The organism is Achromobacter sp. UBA4530, from assembly GCF_002388205.1.
Lineage (GTDB): Bacteria > Pseudomonadota > Gammaproteobacteria > Burkholderiales > Burkholderiaceae_B > Achromobacter > Achromobacter animicus.
The window spans coordinates 35,642-59,782 of the sequence record NZ_DGMA01000043.1; the positions used below are offsets into that span (position 1 = coordinate 35,642).

Consider the following 24,141-nt stretch of genomic DNA (forward strand, 5'->3'; position numbering starts at 1 on the left):
CCACAGAGGTCCGCATTGCTCGGGTCGGCGGCGCTCATTTCCCGATGACGGAGGGTTTGATCAGCTTTATGCCCCGCGACGCGTTGTAGCCGTGGATCTCCTTCACATCGAGCTTGCGCATGAACCCGACGGTGTGGGCATCGATGACCTGTCCCGGCACCATGATGGGAAACCCCGGTGGGTACGGAATGACGAAATTGGCGGACACCAGCGCCGGCCCGGCTTCCAGGCGTTTATCCAGTTCCGCGCTAGCTAACGGGAGATACTCGCAGTCCTCTTCGTTGTAGGCGGCAAAGAATGCCGCGCGGACGTTGCCTTCCGGCGTGATGCTGCCCGGATCGTCGCGATATCCATCGTGGAATTGGCTGAAATTCGGCAGGTCCGGCACATCCTCCATCAGACTCCGGACCCTTTCCGCGAAGGCGGCCCGCCCGGCTTCGCCCGATTCCCTCAACCGCCTTTCGATCTCTTCCGAAATCTCGAGCAGCACCTTGATAAGCGACGCGACGTCACTGCGGGTGTTGTTGATATTGCTCTGCAACAGCACGCTATTGCGCGAGGTCTTGTTGAGCTGGATGTTGTAGCGCGACGCCAGCAGATTCTTGAACGCGGTGCCGTCATACCCTGCCGTGCCGCACACCAGCGTGAGGCGCGTGGGGTCCAGACAGAATTCATCGTCCTTGAGCGCCTTGGCGGCGGTCAGCCAGTTCGTGCCGGGAGCCAAAAAATCAACAAAGCCCGAAGCCCGAAACTCCTCGGGGATCATCTTGTCGGCTCCGAGGACACTGAAGTATTTGGAAATCAGCGGATGTTTGGAAACCTCGCGCCGAATGGCCAAAGCGACCTCAATGGCGCGCATGACGAGTTCGTAGCCTTCCAGCTCCATCTGCCGGCGTGCGACGTCCAGCGACGCAATGATCTGGGCATTGGGCGACGTGGACGCGTGAATGAAAACCGCCTCGCGGAATGCCGACACATGATGTTCGTAGTCTTCGTCGCGCACCGCCACGATCGACCCCTGCCGCAGGCTGGACATGGACTTGTGCACGGAATCCGTCTCGTAGACCCGTATCCGCATGGTCTTCGGGTTCGGCGTCAGCTCCCGGTCCAGCAGGCGCGGATCCTTGGGATCCAGGTCTTCGCCCAGTTCCCGGCACTGGGCCTCCCAGGCTTCCTGCGCCTTGGGATCGTCCCGCCACTCGCGCAAGGCCGCTGCAGCGCCCATGGCGGTGCGCATGCGCAGAAACGGTGACCAGCGCGCAAACCCAAACCACGCTTCATCCCATAGGAAGATCAGGTCCGGCTTGATGGCCAGGCATTCGGCCATGACGCGGCGGGTGTTGTAGATGTGGCCGTCGAAGGTGCAGTTGGTCAGCGTGACCATGGCGGCCTTGTCCAGGCGCCCCGCCGCCTTCAGGTCCAGCAGCGCCTGCTTGACCGTGCGCAGGGGCACGGCCCCGTACATCGAGTACTCCGTCATCGGGAAGGCTTCCACGTACAACGGCTGCGCGCCGGACAGCACCATGCCGTAGTGGTGCGACTTGTGGCAATTGCGGTCCACGATGACGATATCGCCCGGCTTGGTCACCGCCTGGTAGACCATCTTGTTCGACGTCGAGGTGCCGTTCGTGACGAAGAAAACGTGGTCCGCGCCGACTGCACGCGCAAACTTCTCCTGAGCGACCTTGATGTTGCCGGTCGGCTCCAACATGCTGTCCAGGCCGCCGGTCGTGGCGGAGGTTTCCGCCAGGAACAGATTCAAGCCATAGAACTCGCCGAAGTCGCGGATCCAGTTCGACTTGATGATCGACTTGCCGCGTGCGATGGGCAGCGCATGGAAGGTGCTGATCGGCTTGGCGGCGTATTGCTTGAGGTTGTCGAAGTGCGGTGTGGATTGCCGGTCTCGCACCCCTTCAAGAATGTTCAGGTGCACCTCCATGGGTTCCTCGACCTCATAGAACACGCGGCGTATGGCCGACGCGCTGGGGTCTCCGGCAAGCTGCTCCACCTTCCGGTCGGTGAGCAGATAGATGTCCAGCTCGGGCCGTATGTTGGCAATCAGGCGGGCCAGCTTCACGCCGATCTCCCTCGGCGAGTCCACCGTGGTGTCCAGATGCTGGTAGACGGACAGGTAATCGCGCAGCAGCGACGCATCGTGCTTGGACGGAACGGGTATGCCGTCATAGATGACCACCGCCTCGAGCTTGCCGTTGAGAATGGTCGCCAGCAGCGCATCTTCGACGCTGCCCGCCATCACGGGCTCGTAGATCAGGGTATCGTCGTGACGCCGCAGCTCGCGTATTTCTCGACATATGGCGGCGGCGCGCGCGGGCGGCGCGGGGCTGACGAAAAGCGCTTCGAAGTAGGGCCGCCGCGCAAGGCTTCCGGCCATCCCGGGTGGCGTGCGGTCCGGCCCCTCCCCCGCCGACTCCTCGGCCGCCTCCCACTCGCCTTCGTCATAACGGTAGCTACCCGATAGCAATGCGTTGCTCATGCGCAGCACCAGCCGCGCGGCGCCCATCGCGTCGCCATCGTCGATCCGGTCGTCCAGCGTGCGCAGCAACTGCAGGCCGGGATACGCAAAATAACTCTCCATGGGCCGCAGGTCGCGCAAGGCTTCCTGCACGGGGCCGGATCCGCCCGAGCCCTTGCCGCTGCGCACTTCGGCGGCCCAGGTCTGCGCCTTGGCGTTCAAGTCGCGCCACCGGTCCAGTCGCGCGGCAGAGATGGAGAACAAATGGTCGAGTTGATGCCCTTCGTGTGTTTCGGTCGACATGGCAGTCCCCAAATGGTTTGCGCAAGCCCACTGGCCACGCGGGCGGGGCTCGCAATGTCTCTACGAAAGAATCATGATCACCACCATCCCCCATATCGTCAGCAAGGTGTTGCCGACGGCATAGGTCACCGTGTACCCCAGTCCCGGCACCTGGCTCTTGGCCGCTTCGCATACCATGCCGAGCGCAGCGGTGGTGGTGCGGGCGCCCGCGCAGATCCCGAGGATCAGGGCCGGATCAAAGCGGAAGATGAACTTGGCAATGAACATGCCCAGCACCAAGGGGACGGCAGTCGCGAAAATGCCCCACAGGAACAGGCTGATGCCCAGCTTCTGCAAACCGGCGACGAAGCCCGGTCCCGCAGAAATCCCGACCACCGCAATGAATACGTTCAAACCCACGGAGTTCATGAACCACAGCGTAGGTTCCGGTATCCGGCCAAAAGTGGGATGGATGGCGCGGAACCAGCCGAACACGATGCCGGCGATCAACGCGCCACCCGCGGTGGAAAGCGTGAGCGGGATACCGCTGACGTTGATCACGATCGCGCCGACCAGCGCGCCAATGGTGATCGCCAACGACACGAACGCGACGTCCGTCACCGTGGTGGGCCGGTCGACGTAGCCCAGATTCTTGGCCGCGGCATTGATGTCCTGGGTCCGCCCGACCACGGTGATCACGTCGCCGCGGAACAGTTCCGTCTTCGGCAGGATGGGGATCACCGTCTCGGTCGGCCCGCGGCGGATCTTCTTCAGAAACACGCCGCGCGCGCCGGGCCAGTGCGCCAGTTCCTCCAGCCGCTTGCCGTCGACATTCTTGTTCGAGACGTAGATATCGACACCCTCGGTCTTGATGTCGAGCAGTTCAGCGTCTTCGACCTCCCGGCCGCTCGGGCCCAGCCTGGCGATCATCTGGTCGCGCTTGCCGCCTACTGCGACGATATCGCCGGCTTCGATGACGGTCGCGTGGTCCACCTCGATGATCTTGCCGCCCCGCCGTATCCGCTCGACAAAGGCCCGGAAGCCGGCCTGCGTGCCCGCCTCCACTTCTCCCACCGTCTTGCCGATGAAGGGGCTGTTCTCGGCGATGGCGTAGGCGCGGACCTCGAACTCGTACCAGTGGGTAGCATCCGCCGCGCCTTGGCCCGCGCCCAGCTTCTGCTCATAGGCCCTGCATGCCGCCACCAGATCGATGCCAAGCAATTTCGGGCCGATCTGCGCCAGGATGATCGCCGACCCCACGGTGCCGAAGATGTATGTGACCGCGTACGCGATCGGCATGGCGTCCAGCAACGCCTGCGTTTCCTCCGGCGTGCGGCCCAGCCGGTTGATCGCATCGGTCGCCAGGCCCATGGAGGCGGAAATGGTCTGCGAGCCCGCAAACAGCCCGGCCGCGGATCCCAGGTCGTAGCCGGCGAGCATCGCCGCGACGACCGCAGCGCCCAACGACAGCAGCGCCATGATCACCGCGAAGATCGCCTGCGGCAGCCCATCCTTTGCGATACCGCGCACGAACTGCGGGCCCACGCCGTAGCCCACGGCAAACAGGAACATCAGGAAGAAAACCGACTTCACATTGGGGGATATCTTGACGCCGAGAATGCCGATGACGATCGCGACCAGCAAGGTCGAGGTCACCGCACCCAGGCTGAAACCCTTGAAGCTCTTTCCGCCTACCCAGTAACCGATACCGAGCGCGAGAAAGATGGCGATTTCAGGGTAGGCCTTCAACGTAGCAACAAACCAGTCCATGACTTTCTCCTTGCCGATCCAAAGATGGAAAGCGCCGTGTCATGCAGTTCGGGGGTGCTAGCGTGTCCTGGCGGCCCTGCCGACGTCCAGCATCAGCCTGTTGGTGATGCGGCCGGCCAGCTTGAAAAGCTCGTCCTTCAACTCGAACGGGGAAAGCCTGGCTGGATGAGACGTATCGCGGATATTCATTGCGGCCCCCGATGCATAAAACAACGGTCAATGAAAATGCGTCTTGCGCGGCGCCAAAAGCGCGGCAAGTTCCGGAATGCGATTTGTCACTTGGGACTTGTTCTGGCCGGGCGCCAGGCGCATCGCACCATGCTTGATGCGAAATCTACCCGACGCCTGCGACCGTCTCAATCATCCCAAACATGCTGATCCTGCGGATGAATATACTGCTGCGAAATAAAAACAGCATCATCGTTTTTACAGTGACGGAAGACGCCATGGCGGGTCCAGATCAAGTGATTTCATTCCATCCGGACAGCCCAAGCACCAAGCCCATGATCAGCTGAGCAGTCGTCCCCTCTGGCGCTCGTCGCGCGAGGTTAAGTTCATTCGCTCCATGCCGTAGTACCAGAAATAGCTCGAATCGGCGCTACGGCGCACATCGACCAACGGAGGAGTGCGACATGCCAAGGTTTCCCTTGAAGCGTCTTACCAATCAGAGAACCCCGCGCCGCCTGACGGGCTTTGTCGCCGTCCCCCTGTTGAACCTCGCGTCCAGCGCCTATATCGGGCAAACCGCCCTCGCCGGGGACTGCACCGTAAGCCCTACGTCCATTTGCTCCGGCCCGGCTGCCGTTACGGACGTCCCGCAGGCCATCAATGCGGGGGCTTCCATCTCTGTCACCACCCAACCCGGATTCGGCCTGTCCGTATCCGTGGCAGATAACGGAATCGATCTTCAGGGTATAGGCGGGGTGTCGTTCGTCGACGATCATCAGTCGAATATCAGCACGGCAGGCAGTTTCGGCATCTATGGCTTGAACGACATCAGCGGCGACCTCAACATCACCTCCACCGGCGCAGTCACCGCGACGGGCCCGTCGGGCGAAGGAATCCGAGGCGACAGCTATGGTGCAAACATGCTGATCATCGCCAATGACACCCAGGGCGGGGAAAACGGCATCGGCGCCAACGGCTACGGGAGCGGGTCGGTTCGGGTTGTCTCGACGGGGACGGCCACGGGCGTGAGCAAGGCAGGCATCTACGCCAACATGGTCGGCGGCACCGATCTGACGATCGAGGCGAATCACACGCAGGGCCACGAGAATGGCATCGTCGCCATGTCCGGAACCGGCGCGCTGACCGTAACCTCGTCAGGCTCGGCCACCGCGACGAACGGCCATGGCATCGCGCTATACGGGCAAAACGGTGCTATCACGCTCACCGCAAGCGACACCTACGGTGGCAACGGCAACGGCATCTATGTGTCGAACAGCGGTACGGGCGCTGTCCGCGTCACGTCCACTGGCACGGCCACCGGGTCCATCGACGGCATCGGCGTGCAGATCGCAGGCGGCACCGATACGACCGTCACCGCGGCGGACACGGCAGGCCTGAGTGGCGCGGCCATCATCGTCAACAACAACGCCGGCACCGGCGCCGTCCAGGTCAGCTCGACCGGCACGGCGAATGGCGCCAGCGACGGCATTGCCGTCACCAACGCGACCGGCACCAGCACCACGGTCCGCGCTGTAAACAGCAACGGCGCCAGCAACATGGGAATTCTGGTCGACCACAGCGGATCCGGCGCGGTGCAGATCGACTCCACGGGCACGGCGACCGGCGGCTTCAGCGGCATCGCCGCGTTCACCTATTCCGGGGTGGACACGACTATCGACGCCGTGGATACCCACGGTGAATTCGGCATTGCGGTCTCCGGCAACGGAGGCGCAATTTCGGTCAGGTCGACCGGTACCGCCACTGGCACGACGTCGTCGGGGATCTCGGTTGCAAATGCGGGGGCCGGAGACGTTACCGTTACCGGAAGGGTCACGAACGGCGGACTGTATGGCATTTACCTGGTGACGACCGACACGGGCGATGTCAGCATCACAAGCACGGACACCGCGACGGGCGCCGGCATGGATGGCGTGTATGCCGAAACCCGCGGCCTTGGGTCGGCGCTGGACATCACCGTCAATAACGCCCAGGGCGGACGCAGTGGCGTGTATGCGGTGAATGGCGCTGGCGCCTCGCCGACCGCCAATAGCACCAACGTCGTCGTGCTGGGACACGTGGCGGGAGGTTCCGGCGCCGCGATCTCTACAGCCTCGAATGCCGGCGGCACGAGCACCGTCGACGTCAGGCCGGCTGCCCGCGTCGAATCAACCTCCGGCGTTGCCATTTCGAACAATGGCGGGAACAGCCATGTCGTCGTCCGCAACGGCGCCGTCGTCAACGGCGCCATCAACCTCGGCGCGGGCAACGATACGATGGACCTGTACGGCGGGTTCTCCGGCATCACCGCGCTGGACGGCGGCGGTGGCGGCGTTGACACCCTCAACGTGTCCAATGCCGTGAACGCGACGCACGCCGGCAGCGACATCCGCAATTGGAGCGTCTTCAACTTGGCCAGCAGTGGTCTCACCTTGACGGATGCCGGATTGGCGGTGGGCACACCCGCCGACACTACGACCGGTGTGTTCCTGCGTGACGGATCGTCGCTGACGGTTCAGCAGAGCGGTTTCGTCCTGAACGGCAATTTGTCCCTGGCTGCGGGCACGGCCCTGTCCGGACCGGCCATCAGCGGCGGTACGGCGACGATCAACGGCACCGTCACCAACGCGGGAACCATCACGCTGGGCGGGGCCGCGCCAGGCAACGTGCTGACCATCGGCGGCAACTACCTGGGCAGCGCCGGCGTCATCGCCTTGAACACCGTACTGGGCAACGACGCGTCGATCACCGACAAGGTGGTGGTCAACGGCGATACGGCCGGCACCTCGGTGTTGAAGGTAACCAACGCGGGCGGCGCGGGGGCCGCAACCACGGAAGGCATCATGCTGGTGTCGGTAGGCGGCAACTCGAACGGTGCCTTCTCGCTGGCCGGCGATTATCAAGTGAACGGCAAGCCCGCAGTCGTGGCGGGCTCGTACGCCTATCAGCTTTACCAGGGCAACGCATCCGGCACGGAACTGGGCAACTGGTATCTAAGGTCTGAACGGACGGACGACGCACCGTCCGCGCCGGGCGTGAACCCCGCGCCGCAACCGCTGTATCAGGCCGGCGTATCGGCCTACGAGGCCTACCCGCAGGCGTTGCTGGCGTTGAACGGAGTGTCAACGCTGCAGCGCCGTGTCGGAAACCGCTATTGGTCGGGCGCGCGTGGTGGGCAAGCAGCAGGCGGCGATGCCCGCGCGGGTGGCATGCAGGACGCCGGCGCTCACCTCGACGGCACCGGCGCGTGGGCACGTATCGAAGGCGGCAACCGCCGGGTCGAGCCCAGCGCGTCGACCAGCGGCACCGACTTCACGCTGAACTACTCGAAGGTGCAGGCGGGCTCGGACGTTCTGTTGTCCCGCCGCGAGAATGGCGCGCTGGTGGGCGGCGGATACTTCCAATACGTACACGGCAACACGTCGACGCGCTCCGTATATGGCAATGGCGACATCGCCACCGACGGCTACGGCCTGGGCGGCACGTTGACGTGGTACGGCAACGACGGCCTCTACGTGGATGGCTTGGCGCAGGTGATGTGGTTCAACTCGGACCTGAGTTCGCGACTGGCTGGCCGCCGCCTGGTCAAAGGCAACGATGGCGCCGGTTACGCCCTGTCCGTCGAAAGCGGCAAGCGCATCGCGCTGAACGCCGTATGGTCGCTGACGCCGCAGGCGCAGTTGACCTATTCGGGCGTGCACTTTGATCGCTTCGACGATGCGTTCGGCGCGACGGTGCGCTCAAGCCGGGGCGGCAGCCTGCAGAGCCGGCTGGGCGTGACGCTGGACCGTGAGACGCGCGGCGGCAAGGATGGGATGGACCGCGCGCATGTCTATGGTGTCGCCAACCTGTACTACGAGTTTCTGAACGGCAGCCAGGTGGATGTGGGCGGGACGGCATTCAAGTCTCGGCCGGATCGCCTGTGGGGCGGCATCGGCGCCGGCGCATCCCACAACTGGGGCAAGGACAAGTATTCGATCTATGCCGAGGGGTTGCTGAACACCAGCTTGGCGCACTCAGGCGGCAATCGCTCGTTGTCGGGGACCATGGGCTTTCGGATGCGCTGGTGAAGGCGGCGGACGAATGCCCGCTCTACCTCTTGAACATCCCTTGCGCGACCAGATCCGCTTGCCGGCCATTCACGAGCGCAGTCGCTTCCGTGATCCGGTAGTCGGCCTGAAAATCGCAGAATTCCTGGGTCTTCATCGGCAACAAGGTGCTTGAACTGAACGAGTCCCATGCCCGGCCATCCAGCCCTTCGTTCATCGTGTTCATGCCAAACGGACTGAACGCCAGGGTGCGCTGCGTCGTCGCGCCCTGGTCATTCTTCAGTTCGACCGTCACCCGCAGATTGGCGATTTCACTCAGCTTGTCGGTGGTGACGACAAAATGCGGTTCGCAGGCCAAGGCGCCGCCGTTGCCGCCGTGGTACGTCGACTTGTGCTGCAGGCGCAGCGTGGGCGCCGCTTTGCCCGCCTGTTTGCGCTGGTCCAGATCGTTTTTGCATTGGCCCAGGAATTTGGCGTCGTCCTGCGGATCCGGCTGATGGTTGCGCCGCTCCTGGCGGTATTGCAGGGCCTTTTGGCAATCGGTCTTTACCGACTGGCCGTTGTAGTAGATCCAGCTCAGGAATCTTGGTGCACGGGCGGAGCCCTGCTCAATCGCCTCTTCAAACAGGGAACGCGCCCGGGCGTAATCAACTGGAACGATCTCGCCCAGGTAGTAGATTTCGCCCAGATTGACCAACGCATCCCGGTCGCTTTGCGCGGCCGCGCGCTCGAACCATGACACGGCGACGGGCGGATCCTGATCCACGCCCCACTTGCCTTGCAAGTAGGCAAGGCCCAACAGGTTCTGCGATTGCGGCTCGCCGGCTTCTGCCGCGCGTTGCCACCACCTGAAGGCCTCGGCGTCCTTCTTCTCGACGTGCGAGTAGCCAAAGTTGTAGAAGCTGCCAACACGGAACAGCATCTCGGGTTCTTTGTCCCGCTCTGCCCAGACGCGCGCCAACCGCAGGGTGTCCAGTTTGGTGAAGCCAATTCGCGCCATCATCGCGCGGGCATCAGAGGAGGCCGAGCCGACGTGACGTTCAAGGTATTCGATGACCGGCAGCCGCATTTCGACGTCCGTCTCGGCTGCGGCCTTGCCCTCGTAAACGATGTGGCGCTGGCGCTCCAGCTCTTTCATGTCGTCGATGTTGTCGATGTCGTCCTTGGCGATGAGCCCGATGTAGCGCTCAGCGATTCTGGCGTCTTTGTCGACACCGATGCCGTACTCGAAAAAGTAGGCGGCGTTGGCACACCCGTATTGACCGACCTGATGGCACGCCAGCGCGTAGTTGGCGATGGCCAATTTGACGTCGCGGCTGACGCCAACGCCGTGCTCATACATGAAACCCAGCGCCATGAGCGCTTCGGGATCGTTGTCCTTCGCGAGATCCTGAAGCGCCTTCAGCGCCCCGGCGTCTTGCTGGACGGCGCGGTCATAGAGGCGTTCGGCCTGGTGGTCTGGCCCGGCGATGGCCGAAAAGGCGGATCCCACCAGCACCGCGGCGGCGGCGAACTTCAAATACGTGTACATCTACTGCTTCCCTGTGAACAACGGCTGTCGCTGTGGTGCAAACGACCGGGCGATTGTATCTGCGCCATGTGGCATGGCGGTTCCACGCAGATCAAGACGAACGCATTGATCCCGCACACCACCTGACCGCGCGATGCGTTGCGATAGACTCCCGGCTTGTTCGGCATTTGAATCAGCAGGAGTTACACGCAATGAGCAGCCTATTTCCAGGCGATATGTGGGCAGTGGGCGAAGCCCAGATCAACGGCCTGCCGGTCGTCGTTCGCTTTCGCACCGGTCTGCCGTCCGAGTCCGATCGTCAGCTCAACGAAAACCTGATCGTCATCACCTGGGCGTATCAGGGCATCGAGACGGGCATGCCGAACGACGAAGACAAGCAGCGCACCAATGCGTTTGAAGAAGCCATCGAACAGGGCTTCGAGCATTCGGACGCCGGTGTGCAGGTGGCTTGCCTGACGGGCAATCATCAGAAGGAGTGGCGGTACTACACGCCGAATGTCGAAGCGTTCCTGGATGCGTTCAACGCATGCCTTGCGGGGCATCCGGTCTATCCGGTCGAGCTGCGCATGTTCAAGGATCCGGACTGGAATGCCTTGGCGGGATTGCAGCCGAAGGGGTCGGATCAGTTGCATTGAAGGACACCCGGCGGCGGCCTGCCCTGGGTGCAAGCCGCCGTCCCTACATTCCTATCGGCGGGACGCTCCCTAACGGCGGGGACGCTTCAAAACGGAAATCAATAATGAGAAGTGCTTTCGATTGCTTGTTCTCCGCCGGTCGTCGATCAGGCGCCGCGGCACGAACCAAGACGCGATCGCCCTACTCTGCTTGAGCCGCGTCGCTCAGAGATTTCAGCACGGTCCAGCCTGACTCGATGTGCTTGCGCATGGCCAGCATGGCGGCCGAGGCGTCGCCGGAAGCGAAGGCCTGCAGGATTTCCTCGTGTTCACGCACGGCGTCGGCGCCACGACCGGAGGCCGAATTGATCAGGTCGAAGGGATAGCGCGCCCAGAGGATCTGCACGAAGTGCAAGGTCTGTGGCAATTGGGCGATGTCGTAAAGCTGGCGGTGGAAGCGGTAATTGATGCCGCGCGCGGTGGCGCGGTCGCCGCTTGCAAATGACTTGGCGAAGTCGTCGGCCAGGATGCGCAGTTCGGAGATGTCTTCAGTGGTGATGCGTTCGATGGCGGCGCGCACGAGCTGGGATTCGAGCAGCAGACGCAGTTGCAGGATCTCGGCCGACGCCCCGGCGTCGAATGGCACCACGCGCGCGCCACGGTAGGAATCGCCGCTGATGTAGCCCTCGGCCTCGAGCAGCTTCAGCGCCTCGCGCACGGGCGTGATGCTCAGGCGCAATTGCTCGGCGATCTCGGCCTGCTTCAAGCGCGAGCCCCGGGGAAAGACACCCGAGATGATGCGCTCTCGCAGGTAGTCAGCGACTTGTTCCTCTTTTGTTCGGTATTCCATCGATTAAGCCTGAGTGGCCCGGACGAGCCGGATAAACCTGCTTGCAGGCCGCGAAGCCCCTGTGGGCCCGATTCTACCCGTTAAGTCATGGCCGCACCCGCCGCTTCGGCCACGATGCGCCGCGCCTGTTCGACCACCGGTTTGTCGATCATTTTTCCGTCCACGGCCGTGGCGGCCCCGCCGCTGGCGGCGTCGGCAGCCAGCACCCGCGCCGCCCAGTCCCGCTCGGGCCCGGTCGGCAGCCATGCGGCATTGACGTGCGGCACTTGGCGGGGATGTATGCACAGTTTTGCGCCGAAGCCCAGTTGGCGCGTTCGGACCGCGTCTGACCGCATCCGCGCCGGATCGGTGAACTCCACACTGACGCCGTCGATGGGCGGCGGCAGGCCGGCATGGCGGGACGCCAGCACGATCGCGGTGCGCACGGGCGTCATGGCATCACCCTCGTCCGCAATGCCGCTATCCATGGCGAAGTCCACACTGCCAAAAGCAATACGCGCGAGGCCCGGCATTCGCGCCAGTGCGGGCAGATCCATGTGGCCGCTTACCGTTTCCAGCAGCGCGATGATCCGCCGGCCCGGCAGGCCCCTGAGCGCCGCCGCGAGCGTCGCGGCATCCGCCTTGGGCAGCATGACACCGGCGTCGGGCAGCCCGCGTAGCGCGGCCAAGTCGTCTTCGTGCCAAGGCGAGTCGGCGGGATTGATGCGGACCCATGCCTGGCTACCCCGCGCAAGCCAGGCGGCGACCTCGGCGCGAGCCCGGTCCTTGGCGGCCGGCGCCACGGCGTCCTCCAGGTCCAGGATGACTTCATGCGCGCCGCTGGCGACGGCGCGGTCGTAGCGTTCGGGACGGTCGCCCGGCACGAAAAGCAGGCTGCGGACAGGAGGCTTCACGGCTGGCTCACTCGAAGACGACGTCGTTGGAATTGGTGGTCCGGCAAAAGCGTTGCAGGCTCTTGATCGCGTTGTCGTGCTCTTCGGCGGTCAGGCCGCAGCAGCAGTCTTCCAGCACGATCATTTCGTAATCGCGGTCGTGGCCCTCGCGCACGGTGGCCTGCACCACGGCGTTGGTGGAAATGCCCGAGCAATAGATCCGCTTGATGCCGTTCGCGCGCAGGATGGCTTCCAGGCTGGTGCTGTAGAAGGGGCTGACGCGGTGCTTGACGATATCGAAGTCGCCAGGCTGTTGACCCAGGTCGGGGTGCGCCTGGGTGCCCCACTCGCCCAGCTTGAAGATGCCGTTCTTGCGCGCACCGGAAAAGATCGGCGAGTTGGGCGGGCATTCGCGGTAGTCGGGCGAAAAGCCCACCCGTACGAAACCGATGGGCAGGCCGGCCGCACGCGCCTTGTCCACCGCACGCCGCGTGTTTTGCAGGATGCCGCGGCTGCGCACCTGCTCGCCGTAGCCGGCGCGGCCGTTGGGTCCGTCGGCATGGACGAGATCGTTTTCCATGTCCAGCACCAGGTAGATGGCGTCTTTCATCGAGATTTCCTCAAGGTTGTTGTCGGGGGTTGGGGGTGGCGTGGACAGCCGCGCCCTGACGGCGCGTGGCGCGAGGGTGCAGTGGCACGGTCACAGGATTACCTCCCGCGCCTGCAGGTCGGCGCGCTGGGCGGCGTCCAGCCCCAGCAGTTCGCCGAACACGTAATCCTCGTCCTGGCCCAGGGCGGGCGTCAAGCGCCGGATTCCGATCTGGTCGGCCTTGCTGAAGCGGGCCGGCGCACCCACGGCCAGACGGGCCGGGATGCCGGGCGCCTCGACCGGCGAGACGGCGCCGCGCGCCTGCAGATGCGGGTCCGACGCAATGTCCTGCATGGTCCACGACACGTGTGCGCTGATGCCGGCCTGCTGCAAGCGCTCGGCGGTGGCGTCGGCGTCGCACGTCGCGAGCCACTGCGTGACGAGGCGGTCGACGTCCTCGCGATGCCTGATCCGCGAAGGCGCGTCGGGATACAGGTCGGCGTCGCCCTCCCCGCCCAACAGGCGCGCAAGGGTGCGCCACGCTTCGTCCGTCCGCACGGCCAGCGTCAGCCATCGGTCGGGATGCGCGGTGGGATAGACGCCGTGGGGCGACATGGCCAGATCTGCGTTGCCCGGACGTTGCGGCGTGATGCCGAGACTGGCCAGGACCAGCGCATCGCCGATCATGGCCGAGGCGACCTCGCGCGCGGCCAGGTCGACATGCTGCGCCTGTCCGGTTCGACGTCGCTGGTTCAGGGCGGCGATCGTTGCCAGCGCGGCGTGCACGCCCGCCGCGTGGTCCATCACGTGGCGCATCTCCACCGGCGGGCCATCGCTATAGCCGCTCATCCAGCCCAGTCCCCCCCACGCGCCAAATAGCGGCGCATAGCCGGCAAAGTGCGAATCCGGCCCGCTCTGGCCGCAGGAAGACAGGGACAGCAGCACGAGATCGGACTTGACCTCACGCAGTGCGTCAAAGCTCAATCCCAGACGCTTCATGACGCCGGGCCGGAAGCTTTCCGCGGCGACGTCTGACAGCGCAACGATCCGCTTGGCCAGCGCCACGGCTTCGGGCTGCTTCAAGTTCAGACGCACCGACAGCTTGTTGGCCGACACCTGGTCGAACGTGGCGGCGGACATGCGGCCGTAGACAGCGTGCGGTTTGCGAAAGGCGTCCGGACGCGTGAGGCTCTCGATCTTGATGCACTCGGCGCCCAGTTGCGAGAGCAGGTGCGTGCAGAACGGGCCGGCCGCGTGGATCGTGAAGTCGGCGATGCGCACGCCAGCCAGTGGCGCACGGAGCGCGCGGGTGGACGGCGCCCCCGCGTTTTCAGATTGCGTCATGCGGATACCTCCTGCGCCATCTCGTCCAGGACCGGGACGCGCCCCGGTCTGGGCAAGGGCGTGCAACGGAATTGAAAGGGCGCGACCAGAATGCTGGCCGCTTGGCCACTGGCCAGTTCGGCCGGCGCGAACAGGCCGCGCGCAGCCTCCTGTTCACCTTGCACCACCTCGGCCGGCAGGCGGTACTTGGCAGCGGGGACACCCAATTCCTGCGCGCGCCGCACGATGTCGTCGACAGGATGACGCGCCATCCATTCGCGCACATGGGCGTTGATCTCGTCCCCGCGGCGGCTGCGCTCCAGCGGGTCGCGCAGGCCGGGATCAGCCGCCCAGTCCGGGCTGCCCAGCAGTTGCACCAGCGCGGCCCACTGTCTGTCCTCCAATGTCAGCAGTTCGATGTAGCCGTCCTGCGCCTCGAACACGCCACCATAGCGGAAGCGGCGGCTGGTGCGATGTTCCAGCGAGCCGTCGCCCAATCGCTGCAAGGCGAACGCGCCCACGGACAGCACGGCGTCCTGCACCGACACATCCACGTATTGCCCGCCGCTCGCCGGCACCGCCCACCAGGCCGACAGCGCGCAGAAGGCCGCCATCGCCCCGCCCTGGTAGCCGCCGAAATGGCCGTAGATCTTCAAGGGCGGCCGGTCGGGAAACAACTCGTGCGACAGGCCATTGGGAAGCAGAAAGCCTTCGCCGCCCGCGTGCAGCAGATTGACTTCCTCGCCTTCCCATTCGGCCTTCGGGCCCTCCGCCCCGAACGGCAGCACACTGACATGCACGAGGTTCGGCCAGCCGCGGCCTACGTCGCGCGGCGCCAGACCCAACGATTCGCGCTCGCGCAAGGGCGTGTCGTCAATCAGGATGTCCGCCTGCGCCAGTTGCTGCGCGAGCAGCGCCCGTCCTGGCGGCGACGCCAGGTCCGCCGCCAGGCTGCGCTTGCCCACGGCCAGATACGCAAAAAGCGCGCTCTCGCCGTCGCCGGTCATCGGCGGCGCCTGCCGCAACCGCGATCCGCCTGGCGGCTCCAGCATCACGACCTGCGCGCCCAGGGCGGCAAGCATTCGACCGGCGTACGCGGCCGCCACCGTGTTCGAACGCTCCAGGACGCGGCATCCGGTGAGGGGCAGCGAGGCGGTTTGTGGCGTTTCGTTGGACTGCATAGGGCTGTCTCGTCAGGGTTGCGGCCGGGGGGGCCGATCAGCGCGTCACGGGCAGTTCGAGGTCGACGCCCGAGCCGTCCAGGAAGGCCGGCAGCCGGACGTCGCGCGACGGCAAGGCCACCGTCGCGATCCCCGGCGTGGTCAGCTCGCCTCGTTGGTTCTCCGCCGCCAATTCGATGTCGACCAGACCGGTCTTATCCTTGACGTACTTGCGCACCACCTTGCCCTTGCAGAACGTCGTGTCGCCCATGATGTTGAAGCGCCGCATCTCCGTGCGCACACGCTTGATCACGCCGGCGTCGCCCATCCAGTTCGTGACCAGCGAGCACATCCATGACGAGCGCTGAGGACCGTAGTCGTAGGTGCCCGGTACGCCGACCTCCTTCGCCACCGATTCCCGGTGATGGCCGATGCCGGTGTACTCGACGCCGCCACCCGCCTCCGGATTGCGGAAGAAGTGGCCCGGGTGCTTGACCGCGGCCTGGAGCACAACGCCATGTGTGTGACCGCGGCCGCAACCGACCAGGAAACCCATCGTGTCCATCAGCGACAGCGGACCGCGCGCAATCGTCGGCAATTCCTCGCCCTCCTGCACATCCTCCCAATAACGCACATTGGCGCCCCGGATGTTTTTGGGCTCGTCCAGCACCATCATGTCGATGCGATCGCGTTCTTCGTCCGTGTATTCGTGCTGCACGATCTCCTTGTACTTGCCGGTTTCGCGCGCGGCCTTGCGTTCGTGGCGCGTGCACGTGCCCAAGGCGCGGGCGACCAATTCACCGCGCTGGTTGTAGTAGCTGGCCTCCACGTACTGCAGTACCAGGCGGCCGGAAAACTTGCTCTCTTTTTCTTCCACGCCTACCACGCGCTCGATCGCGGTGATGCGGTCGCCGGGGCGTACGTGGCGGAAAAGCTCCCAGTCGTTGCCCGCATAGAAACCGTGCACGCCCGGCAGGCCCCAGCGCGTGCGGCCCAGCCAGCCGAACGCCATGGGAAACATCGGATGCCCGAGCAGCGTGCCGTAGCGCGTGCCCGAGGCGTAGCCGGGATCGCGATACAGCGGATTCAGGTCGCCGATGCCATTGCACCAATTGCGCAGGGTGTCCGCTGTCGCGTCCTGCAGGTAAGGCCCTTCGGGCCGCAGATGCAGGCCGATCATGGCGCGGGCGGCGGTAACTGCCTCGTCCGTGATGCGGCCCTCGGCGGGCGCGTTTCCGACATCGGCTTGGGGAAGACTCATGACGTTGCTCACTTTGATGCTCCTCGACATTGGAATGCAGAATGCATTCTTTAAGAACCGAAAAAAAGGGGCGCACGGGGCGCAGGGGTTGAACTGCTATTCAATGCGGATGCCGGCGGCTCTGATGATGTCGCCCCACTTCTTGCGTTCGTCCTTGACGAAGGCGTCCAGTTGCGCGGGCGGCATTACCAGCGGCTCGACGCCAATGTCGAGCATCTTGCGGCGCATATCCGGCTGTTCCAGAACCTGCCGGATGTGTTCGCCGAGTTCCCGCACGATCGTGGGTGGCGTGCCCCGGGGCGCGAACAAGGCATCCCAGGCGACGACGTCGAAGCCCTGCACGCCCTGCTCCGCGACGGACTGAACGCCGGGCAGCATCTCGCTGCCCTTGAGCGACGTGATGGCCACCGCGCGCAGCTTTCCGCTGGCCAAGTGCGGCCTTGCGGCGGTCACGGTGTCGATGGCCAGCGGGATCTGGCGGCCCATGGTGTCGGTGAGGGACTGGCCCGAGGCCTTGTACTTGACCGCGAACAACGGCGCCTGGGCCGACTTCACGAATTCCGCGAACACCACTTGCGCGGTGGTGCTGGGCAGACCCACGTTCAGCGCGTTGGGCTTGGCGCGAGCGCGTTCGATCAGCGCGGGCACGCTGTTGGCAGTCAGATCGGCGTCCGACGTGCAGATCACCATGGGCAGCAGTCCGATCATGGCCACGCCGGAAAAGTCGGCGGCGGCGTCATAACCCGGATTGGCGTAGAGAAATTCGTTGGCCGCATTGGTGGCGTTGGTGCCGAACAGGAACGTGTAACCGTCGGCAGGCGCGCGTGCCGCGGCGGCAGAGCCGATATTGCCGCCGGCGCCGGCGCGGTTCTCGATCACGACAGGCTGGTTCAGGCGCTTGCCCAGTTCCTGGAACACCAGCCGGGCCAGCACGTCCGCGCCCTGTCCGGCTGCGTACGGGACGATGATGCGGATGGGCTTGTCGGGCCAGGCCTGCGCGGCGCCTGCCTGCGGCAGCGCGCACAGCGCTGCCGCGCCCAGCATCGCCTTCAGGGCCGCACGGCGGCCAGAGTCTGTCACGCGCTTCATCGATGCGTCCTTTCGAAGAAATGTCATGGTGATTCAACCGTTGAGCGCCAGGCCGGCGCGAGGCCAGCGCGCGGCGAACAACTGCCCGCGGCCCGACAACGTGATGTAGGCGCTGCGGCGATCGGGGCCGCCAAAGCAAATGTTGGTGCAGTAGCCCTCCGGGGCCTCGTGAAACTCCAGCAGCTCGCCGCCGGGTGAAAACACACTGATGCCGCCTCGCACCAGCGTCGCCACGCAGATGTTGCCGTTCTCTTCCAGGGCCAGCGAATCGAAGCGCTGATAGCCCGCCAGGCCGTGCACCAGCCTGCCGCCGTTGGGCGACGGCCACGGCGCTGTCCCGAGGACACCGCGCTCGGCCCCGCCATCCAGAATCGGATACGACCACAGCCGGCTAGTCTCGGTTTCCGCCACGTAGAGGACGCTGCCGTCCGGCGACAGGCCCACGCCGTTCGCCGTCAGCACCGGATGCGCGGCGCGGCGGATGTGGGCGCCGTCGGCGCGGGCGTAGTACACCGCGCCGCGCAGAATCCGGTCTTCGAACGTCTTGCCGAAGTCCGTGAACCAGAAGCCGCCATGCGCATCGAAAACGATATCGTTGGGCCCATGCAGCGGCATGCCATCGCAGTGCGTGTAGAGCGTCTGGACCTCGCCAGTCGACAGGTCCACGCGCTGGATGCTGCCGCCGGCATACCCGGCTGCCGGCCCCGTCGGACGCGTAAAGCCGTCATCAGTGCGCCAGCTGAAGCCGCCGTTGTTGCACACATAGACGTGGCCGTCGGGCCCCAGCGCGGCGCCGTTCGGCCCGCCGCCCAGGTCGGCCACTTTGCGCAGCTCGCCATTGGCGAGGACGCGCGTAAGGCGTCCCGCCGCAATTTCAACCACCAGCACGCTGCCATCGGGCATCGCGACGGGACCTTCCGGAAATTCGAGCCCCGTGGCAATGACCTCGCCTTGCAGTTTCAAGTGTTCCATCGTGTTCCCCGGTTATGCGTGAGAGGCCGCAGCCCCGGCCGGCTGCGCCTGCGCGCGAGCACCGAGGTAGGCGTCGATGGCGCGTTGCCGTCCTTCCCGGCTGCGCAGCGCCTGCTCGTCCAGTTCGCCGACGATATGCCCGTGCCGCAACACCCAGGCGCGTTCCGCAAGCTTGGCCGCGACGTGAAAGCTTTGCTCCACCAACAGCGCGGCCAGCTTCTGTTCGCGCTGAATGGCAGCAAGCCGTTCGTACACGCGGGCGACCAGCAGCGGCGCCAGGCCGAGCGACGGCTCATCAAGCAACAACAGTCGCGGCCCGGACATCAGCCCGCGACCGATCGCCAGCATCTGCTGCTCGCCGCCGCTGAGCAGGCCCGCGGGCGCGTTGCGCCGTCCGGCGATCTCGGGGAAGAAGTCCATGATCATCTGTTCGCGCCGGGCACGCGTGCGCGCATCCACGAAGTACGAACCCAGGACCAGGTTCTCGCCGACCGTCAGGTCCGTCACGATCGCACGTCCTTCCGGCACATAGACGATGCCGCGCCGGAAGCGCTGCCCGGCAGACAGGCCGCTGATATCGTCGCCGTCCAGGCGGATCCGCCCCTGCGCGGGCTCCAGTCCGGCGATCGCGCGCAAGGTGCTGGACTTGCCCGCCCCGTTCGCCCCCAGCAGCGCGACGACGGACGCCGCGCCCACCGTCAGCCCGATGCCGTGCACGACCGGACCGGCGCCATAGCGCACGGTCAGCCCTTCCACCGCCAGCAACGTCGTCGCCGCATCACGCATCTTCATCTCCCAGGTAGACCCGCACTACGTCGGGATTGCCACGCACGGCTTCCGGGTTGCCGGACGCCAGCAGCCGCCCGACGTTCAGCACGTGAATCGTGTCGCACACATCCATGATCAGGTCCATGTCGTGTTCGACGACGACCAGCACCAAGCCCGGCGCGCGCAGGCGCTTCAAGGCGCTGGACAGATCGTGCGTCTCGACGGAATTCAGGCCGGCCGCGGGCTCGTCCAGCAGCAACACCCGGGGGTCACCCGCAATGGCGCGGGCGATTTCAGCCAGCCGCAGCACGCCCGGCGGAAGCTGCGCGGGGTATTCCTCGGCCACATGCCGCACGCCCAGTCTTTCCAGCGCGGCCAGCGCGCGGTCGCGGTTCAGGCCGCGCTCGGCCCGGCCGCGCGGCAGCGGCAGGAAGGCGTCCAGCCATCCCGCCGACGACTGGCGGTCCAGGCCGATCATCACGTTCTCGGCCACCGTCAATTCGGGGCACAGCGCCACATGCTGGAAGCTGCGCGAGAACCCCAGTGCGGCACGGCCGGTGGGCGGCACGCCCTCCAGCCGGCGCGCGCCCAGCCGGATGCTCCCCTGCTGCGGGGAATACAGCCCGGTCAGGCAGTTGAAGAAGCTGGTCTTGCCGGCGCCGTTCGGTCCGATCAGTCCCGTGATCTCTCCGGCCTCCAGGCGCAATCCGATGTGCTGCAGGACCTGGATGCCGCCGAATGCCAGCGACAGGTCTTCCACCACCAGCGGGTCGCGATCCAGCGTGGCGTGTGCGCTCATGGGTTGCCTCCGTGCAGCCGGGCGCGCACCGTGGCGGGCAGCGCGTTGACGCCAAGCACCACCGCCAGCAGCGCCGAGCCGTAGAGGATGGGCACCCAGTCGCCCGCGCCGGCGAGCAGCAGCGGCATCAGGGTCAGGAACAGGCCGCCCAGCAGGCTCCCCAGGATCGACATTGAATACAGGCTCACCACCGAGCCGACCAACAGGAAGATCGATGTCCAGAGCGTGAAGCTGTTGGGCGACACGGTGGAGGAACTGAACGACAGCAAGGCGCCGGCGATGGCCGCGATGCCTCCGCTCAATGCCATGCACGACAGCCGCGCCCAACTCCTGCGCACGCCAAAGGACTCGGCCGCGTGGGGCGACGCGCGGATCAGCAGCAGCGCCATGGCCTGCCGAGAGCGGCGGAAGTGGCGCAGCAGCAGCGCCACTGCCACCAGCCCGGCCAGCGGCAGGTAGTAGCGCTGCGCCTCCTTGGCGATGCCGGGCAAGGCATCCAGTTTCACGTACACGCCTTCGTAGCCGCCCGTAACCGACGAGAAGTGCAGCAGTACCTCGGGCAAAGCCAGGGCCAGCGCCATCGTCGCGACGGCCAGGTAGATGCCCGACAGATACCGCGAGGGATAGGCAAAGACAATTCCAAGGAAGGCGCCGGCGACTGCCGCGGCCGGCAGGCTGGCCAGCAGCGACACGCCCATGTATTTCTCCATCAGCGCCACCGTATAGGCGCCCGCCGCGACGAAGACACCGTGACCGATGGACACCTCGCCGCCGTAACGGACCAGAAAGCTCACCGAGATGATGGCAATGGCGTTGGCAAAGCACAGGCCAAGGGTGTAAGTCCAGTACCCGCCCGCCACGAGTGGGAGCAGCGCCAGGCCCAGCACGCCGGTCACGCCCAGGCCGGCCATCAGGCGCCGGGGCGCCGCGGCCGGGGCGGCCGGCTTCGCGTCCGCCGTGAGGCGGTTGGTTGACATGATCACGCTAGACACGGGCACCTCCCCGGATCGCCATCACGCCCTTCGGAAACACGTTGAGCACCAGCAGGATCGTGAGCAGCAGATAGGTGTTGTTGAACTCGGCCGATACGTAGAAGGACAGCAGGTTCATGATGGCGCCGATCAGGATGCCGCCCAGCACCGCCCCCGGCAGGCTGTTGAAGCCGCCCACGACGGCCGCGGCGAACGCTTGCAACATGAACGAGGACACGCTGGTCGACGACAGGAAGGTGGTGGGCACGATCAGCAGCGACGCGATCAGTCCCAGCACGCCTGCGGTCACCCACGAGAACAGATGCACCCGCCGCAGATTCAGCCCGCAGACCCGGCTGGCAAAGGGGTTGGCGGACACAGCGCGAAATGCGATGCCGATGCGGGTGCGCTCGATCAGCAGGTAAAGCAGGCCAATGGCCAGTCCGGTGGCGCCCAGCACGGCCAGGTCATAGGCCGTGACGTGGACCGGCCCGATCTGGCTGCGCCACGCGGGCAGCGGCAGGTCCAGCGACACGACGTTGGAACCGAACAGGAGCTGGGTTGCGCCCTGCGCGACCAGGCCCACGCCCAGTGTCGCGATAGTGCTGGTCAGGTCGGATTTGAAGACGAGCGGCGCGATCAGGAAGTAGCTGACCGCCATGACCGCCACCATGATCACCAGCGTCAACACCACGGCTGCCCCCCACGCCATGTTCGCGAAAATGCCCGCCGTGAACCCGAACACCAGAAACGCAGCCAGGCCCGCCAGATTGCCATGGGCGAAGTTCACGACGTTGGAGCTTTTGTAGATCAGCACAATGCCGATCGCGCCCATGGCGTAGAGGCAGCCGCTGACCACGCCCGCCCAGATCAGGCCAATGAAGTCATCCATGGGCGCGCCCCTGCTGCGCGGATGGGGCCGCGTCCACCGCCGCACCCTGGTCGATGAGTTCGATCACCGACGGAAAATACCTTCCGCTCCATCCGCCGCCAGCGCTCGCCGCGTAATAGCGCTGCGCCAGTTCGGTGACGCGCGCCGCAACGCCTGCCTGCGCGGCCAGTTCCAGCACATAGCTCAGGTCCTTGAGCACGTATTCCGGCGGAAACGCCTTTTCCGGAAACTCGCGAGGCAGCATGGCCTTGCGGCCGTGATTGCGCAGCACGAAGCTGTCGCCCGATCCCTTGGACACCGCATCCAGCAGCACCGCGGGCTGCACCCCCGCGCGCTCGCCCAGCACCATCATCTCGGCAAGCGCCACCGTGTTCTCGAACACCAGCGCATTGTTGATCAGCTTGACTACCTGGCCGCAACCCACTTCGCCGCAGCGGGTCACGTCCGAGCCGATATAGCGCAGCAGCGGCTCGATGCGCGCGTAAAGCGCTTCGTCCGCACCGGCCATGATGCTCAGTTCTCCGCGCTGCGCCGCTTCGCGGGTGCGTGCGACCGGCGCATCGGCAAACGCGATGCCGCGCTCGGCAAGCCGCGCGGCGACGGCGCGGGCGGATGCGACGGTGGTGGTGCTGAGATCGACGATCACGGCAGGGCGACGCACGCCGTCCGCCAGCCCGCCCTCCCCCAGGCACACGGCTTCCACCTGCGGTCCGCCGGGCAAGGACAGGAAGACCACGTCGGCGCGCCCGGCCACCTCGGCGATCGATTCCGCACGGCGCGCGCCGGTCCCTTCCAGCAGGGCGTGGGCCTGCGGGTTCATATCGAAGGCGATGACCTCGCCGGTGTGCTTGACGGCCATGTTGCGGCACATCGGGCCGCCCATCACGCCCAGGCCGATAAAGCCGATCACGGGTACGGAATCTGCAGTCATGCGTGGCTCCTGTCAGCAATGCCGGTTGTCAATCCATCCACATGCCGCCGCTGATATCCAGCGACGTGCCCGTGATCCAGTTCGACGCGGGCGAGCAAAGGAACAGCGCCGCCTGCGCAATGTCGTCGGCGTTGCCGTAGCGGCCGAGCGGAACGGTGCCGTTCGCGGACGGCGCGCCGCCGCTCGTGACGCTGGCCCACATGGCGGTCTCGACCGGTCCCGGTGCCAGCGTGTTGGCGTAGACGCCGTGCGGAGCGCCTGCCTTGGCGATCCAACGCATCATGCCGTGCACGGCGGCCTTGGACGCGACATAGGCGGGGCCGGATGCCACGCCCCCGTTCTTGGCGGCGATCGAGCCGGCGGCCAGGATCTTGCCGAAGCCCTGCTTGCACATCAGCGGGAACAGCTTGCGCGCTGGATTGACCACGCCGCGCACATTGACTGACATCACCGCATCCCATTCGTCGTCGGTGCTTTCCCCCAGCGGCGTGCGGGCGATGATGCCGGCGCACAGCACCAGGATGTCCACCTTGCCGTACTCGGCCAGGACCGCGTCGATGACCTGGTCAGTCTCGGCGCGGGACGTCACGTCGTAACGGCGGTAATCGATGCCGCCCCCAAGCTCCTGCGCGTCAACGCGGTCCGTGGCGATCACGCGCGCCCCCGCCTGCCGGAAGGCCTTGGCGATCGCCTGCCCCATGGCACCCGCGCCGCCCGTGATCAACGCTACCTGGCCCTCGAGATTCGCGGGACCGCTCAAATGCTGTGCCATCTTCTCTT

Annotated in this window: 22 protein-coding genes; 4 read left to right on the forward strand and 18 right to left on the reverse strand. The window is 65.6% G+C overall.

Translation table 11 applies throughout. From position 1 onward, the window contains the following. Window positions 1-34: 34 nt before the first annotated feature. From B2W22_RS24880 to B2W22_RS24890, 3 genes are read right to left on the reverse strand one after another with little or no spacing between them, the layout of a single operon-like run. Complete coding sequence (locus B2W22_RS24880) at window positions 35-2,776, reverse strand: decarboxylase (RefSeq protein WP_286939953.1); 2,742 nt, start codon at window positions 2,774-2,776, stop codon at window positions 35-37. 60 nt (window positions 2,777-2,836) lie between these two features. Next, the gene (gene aspT, locus B2W22_RS24885; RefSeq protein ID WP_286939954.1) at window positions 2,837-4,525 is read right to left on the reverse strand and encodes an aspartate-alanine antiporter; all 1,689 of its coding nucleotides are present in this window, start codon (window positions 4,523-4,525) and stop codon (window positions 2,837-2,839) included. A 57-nt stretch (window positions 4,526-4,582) separates the two neighbouring features. Beyond that, window positions 4,583-4,714: a hypothetical protein gene (locus tag B2W22_RS24890; protein WP_286940046.1), complete on the reverse strand. Its 132-nt coding sequence runs from the start codon at window positions 4,712-4,714 to the stop codon at window positions 4,583-4,585. Window positions 4,715-4,896: 182 nt separating this feature from the next. Here B2W22_RS24890 and B2W22_RS24895 point away from each other — a divergent pair, with 182 nt between their 5' ends. Together B2W22_RS24895 and B2W22_RS24900 are read left to right on the forward strand one after the other, a co-directional pair. Then, window positions 4,897-5,040, forward strand: coding sequence for a hypothetical protein (locus tag B2W22_RS24895; RefSeq protein ID WP_175125279.1), 144 nt, complete (start codon window positions 4,897-4,899; stop codon window positions 5,038-5,040). 132 nt (window positions 5,041-5,172) lie between these two features. Further along, window positions 5,173-8,760: an autotransporter outer membrane beta-barrel domain-containing protein gene (locus B2W22_RS24900; protein WP_286939955.1), complete on the forward strand. Its 3,588-nt coding sequence runs from the start codon at window positions 5,173-5,175 to the stop codon at window positions 8,758-8,760. A 22-nt stretch (window positions 8,761-8,782) separates the two neighbouring features. Here B2W22_RS24900 and B2W22_RS24905 read toward each other — a convergent pair whose 3' ends face one another. After that, a complete protein-coding gene (locus B2W22_RS24905; protein WP_414632026.1) occupies window positions 8,783-10,096 on the reverse strand; it encodes a tetratricopeptide repeat protein in 1,314 nt (437 codons plus the stop codon). Here B2W22_RS24905 and B2W22_RS24910 point away from each other — a divergent pair. Further along, window positions 9,998-10,396, forward strand: a complete 399-nt coding sequence (locus B2W22_RS24910; protein WP_254595054.1) for a hypothetical protein — start codon at window positions 9,998-10,000, stop codon at window positions 10,394-10,396. The genes B2W22_RS24905 and B2W22_RS24910 overlap by 99 nt on opposite strands. Window positions 10,397-10,461: 65 nt before the next feature. Then, window positions 10,462-10,905, forward strand: coding sequence for a DUF695 domain-containing protein (locus tag B2W22_RS24915; RefSeq protein ID WP_286939958.1), 444 nt, complete (start codon window positions 10,462-10,464; stop codon window positions 10,903-10,905). Between the two features lie 181 nt (window positions 10,906-11,086). Here the strand turns inward: B2W22_RS24915 and B2W22_RS24920 are convergent, their stop codons facing one another. From B2W22_RS24920 to B2W22_RS24985, 14 genes are all read right to left on the reverse strand, one after another. Then, the gene (locus B2W22_RS24920) at window positions 11,087-11,734 is read right to left on the reverse strand and encodes a GntR family transcriptional regulator (RefSeq protein ID WP_286939960.1); all 648 of its coding nucleotides are present in this window, start codon (window positions 11,732-11,734) and stop codon (window positions 11,087-11,089) included. Window positions 11,735-11,814: 80 nt separating this feature from the next. Then, entirely contained in the window at window positions 11,815-12,627 is an 813-nt protein-coding gene (locus tag B2W22_RS24925; RefSeq protein WP_286939962.1) for an HpcH/HpaI aldolase/citrate lyase family protein, read from the reverse strand. A gap of 7 nt (window positions 12,628-12,634) precedes the next feature. Further along, the gene (locus B2W22_RS24930; RefSeq protein ID WP_286939964.1) at window positions 12,635-13,216 is read right to left on the reverse strand and encodes a cysteine hydrolase; all 582 of its coding nucleotides are present in this window, start codon (window positions 13,214-13,216) and stop codon (window positions 12,635-12,637) included. Window positions 13,217-13,306: 90 nt separating this feature from the next. After that, window positions 13,307-14,539 carry a CaiB/BaiF CoA transferase family protein gene (locus B2W22_RS24935; protein WP_286939966.1) on the reverse strand — a complete coding sequence of 411 codons (1,233 nt, stop codon included), beginning with the start codon at window positions 14,537-14,539 and terminating at the stop codon, window positions 13,307-13,309. Continuing rightward, window positions 14,536-15,699: a CoA transferase gene (locus B2W22_RS24940; protein WP_286939968.1), complete on the reverse strand. Its 1,164-nt coding sequence runs from the start codon at window positions 15,697-15,699 to the stop codon at window positions 14,536-14,538. Before B2W22_RS24940 ends, B2W22_RS24935 begins: the two co-directional genes overlap by 4 nt. 37 nt (window positions 15,700-15,736) lie before the next feature. Beyond that, complete coding sequence (locus B2W22_RS24945) at window positions 15,737-16,939, reverse strand: FAS1-like dehydratase domain-containing protein (RefSeq protein ID WP_105241631.1); 1,203 nt, start codon at window positions 16,937-16,939, stop codon at window positions 15,737-15,739. 96 nt (window positions 16,940-17,035) lie between these two features. Next, on the reverse strand, window positions 17,036-18,055 hold the full coding sequence (locus tag B2W22_RS24950) for a Bug family tripartite tricarboxylate transporter substrate binding protein (RefSeq protein WP_286939971.1): 1,020 nt from the start codon (window positions 18,053-18,055) through the stop codon (window positions 17,036-17,038). 6 nt (window positions 18,056-18,061) lie between these two features. After that, window positions 18,062-19,000 (reverse strand): SMP-30/gluconolactonase/LRE family protein, encoded by a 939-nt coding sequence (locus tag B2W22_RS24955; protein ID WP_286939973.1) that lies wholly within the window; start codon window positions 18,998-19,000, stop codon window positions 18,062-18,064. Between the two features lie 12 nt (window positions 19,001-19,012). Next, complete coding sequence (locus B2W22_RS24960; protein WP_286939975.1) at window positions 19,013-19,786, reverse strand: ABC transporter ATP-binding protein; 774 nt, start codon at window positions 19,784-19,786, stop codon at window positions 19,013-19,015. Then, on the reverse strand, window positions 19,779-20,567 hold the full coding sequence (locus B2W22_RS24965) for an ABC transporter ATP-binding protein (RefSeq protein WP_286939976.1): 789 nt from the start codon (window positions 20,565-20,567) through the stop codon (window positions 19,779-19,781). Before B2W22_RS24965 ends, B2W22_RS24960 begins: the two co-directional genes overlap by 8 nt. Further along, window positions 20,564-21,544 carry a branched-chain amino acid ABC transporter permease gene (locus B2W22_RS24970; RefSeq protein WP_286939978.1) on the reverse strand — a complete coding sequence of 327 codons (981 nt, stop codon included), beginning with the start codon at window positions 21,542-21,544 and terminating at the stop codon, window positions 20,564-20,566. The genes B2W22_RS24965 and B2W22_RS24970 overlap by 4 nt, the downstream gene beginning before the upstream one ends. A gap of 7 nt (window positions 21,545-21,551) precedes the next feature. Beyond that, window positions 21,552-22,430, reverse strand: a complete 879-nt coding sequence (locus B2W22_RS24975; protein ID WP_105239998.1) for a branched-chain amino acid ABC transporter permease — start codon at window positions 22,428-22,430, stop codon at window positions 21,552-21,554. After that, window positions 22,423-23,361 (reverse strand): NAD(P)-dependent oxidoreductase, encoded by a 939-nt coding sequence (locus tag B2W22_RS24980; RefSeq protein ID WP_286939979.1) that lies wholly within the window; start codon window positions 23,359-23,361, stop codon window positions 22,423-22,425. The genes B2W22_RS24975 and B2W22_RS24980 overlap by 8 nt, the downstream gene beginning before the upstream one ends. Window positions 23,362-23,389: 28 nt before the next feature. Then, a complete protein-coding gene (locus tag B2W22_RS24985) occupies window positions 23,390-24,133 on the reverse strand; it encodes an SDR family NAD(P)-dependent oxidoreductase (protein WP_286939980.1) in 744 nt (247 codons plus the stop codon). Window positions 24,134-24,141 lie beyond the last annotated feature (8 nt).